General features: G+C 68.8%; 1 protein-coding gene. It reads left to right on the forward strand.

What is annotated here, in order from left to right; translation table 11 throughout:
- The first annotated feature begins 78 nt into the window (after positions 1-78).
- Positions 79-1539 (forward strand): HNH endonuclease signature motif containing protein, encoded by a 1461-nt coding sequence (locus tag QN357_RS18885; protein ID WP_323505386.1) that lies wholly within the window; start codon positions 79-81, stop codon positions 1537-1539.
- Positions 1540-1558 lie beyond the last annotated feature (19 nt).

Consider the following 1558-nt stretch of genomic DNA (forward strand, 5'->3'; position numbering starts at 1 on the left):
TGACCGGGTTTTCCACAGGTGATTCGTGGGCGTGCGGATGCCTCAAGAATGTCGGTGGTCGTTCGTAGAGTGACCGGTATGACAACTGAAAATACCTCAGAACCTCAGCCCGAAAGCACGGCGGAACCCCCGCCAGGGACCCCTCCCGACGGTCCTCCCGACACCTACCTGAACGCCCGGCATCTGAGCCTGGTGGAGCCGTCCCTCGCCGATTTCTATGACGCGATCCGGGAGGCGGACCGGGAAATCAATCAGGCCACCGCTCGCCGGGCGGCCGCGGTCTACACCGCCCAACGGGTGCTCGCCGATGTCGGCCGGGCCCGGGCGGAGGCCGCTGAACGCGCCGGTGGGCCGCGCCCGCCGTGGTCTCCGGAGGAAGCCACGAAAGAGGAGTTCACGTGCGAGGTCGGGGCGCTGCTCCGGTTGCCGCGGCGGACGGCGGAGACCCTGATCGAAGCCAGCCGGACACTCGCCGAAGACCTCCCCGTGACCCGGGAGGCCCTCGCGACCGGGGCGATCAGTTACCGGCACGCCCAGGTGATCATGGAGCAGGCCTGGGGCATCCGAGTCGATGATGACCCGGAAGCGGCCGCCCGGGCCCGGGCCGTGTTCGAGGAGGTCCTCGTGCCCGACGCGGAACAACTCACCGTGGCGAAGCTCGCCGACCGGGCCCGAAGGGTGCGGGAACGCACCCACCCGGAAACCATCACCGCCCGGCACCAGAAAAGCGTCGCCGACCGGCACGTGGTGTTCCAGGCCCTCAACGACGGCATGGCGTCGCTGTACCTGACCGGGGATGCCGAGAAGGTGCAGGCCGCGTACCACCGCACTCTCGACGTCGCCCTGACCCTGCAGGGCCCGGACGAGGTCCGCACCCTGACCCAGATCGCGGCCGATGTGCTCACCGACGTCCTGATCAGTGGGGTCACCCCGGACGGACTCGGTGCCGGGGTCGCCGCGCAGGTCAACGTGACCGTTCCGGTGCTGACCTTGTTGGGGAAGAGCGAGGAGCCCGGGTATCTGGCCGGGTACGGGCCGATCGACCCCGACACCGCGAGGCGTCTCGCGGCCGGGGCGCCGAGCTTCACCCGGCTGCTCACGCACCCGGAGACCGGGGTGGTGCTCTCGATGGGACGCGACACCTACAAACCACCCGCCGCGCTCAAGAAGTGGCTCGAGGTGCGGGATGAGACCTGCACCTTCCCTGGCTGCCGGCGCTCCGCCAAGCGGTCCGATCTGGATCACAGTGTGGAGTGGCAGCACGGCGGGGAGACCGACGCGATGAACCTCGCCCATCTCTGCCCGTATCACCACGCGGTCAAGAGCTACACACGGTGGTCGCCCAGGCACCTCGGCGACGGCCGCATCGAATGGACCTCACCCGCCGGGTACAACTACATCGTCGAACCCTCCGCCGACATGAGACCACCCCGGAAACCCAAACCCGAACCGAAACCGCCAGCCCCGATCGTGGACGTCTGGAACCTCGACCCCACACCCGACGACCCCGACGACCCCGACGACCCGACACCGTTCTAGAACGCTTGCCCACGCGGGC

The organism is Cryobacterium sp. RTC2.1, assembly GCF_035018685.1.
Taxonomy (GTDB): Bacteria; Actinomycetota; Actinomycetes; order Actinomycetales; family Microbacteriaceae; genus Cryobacterium; species Cryobacterium glucosi.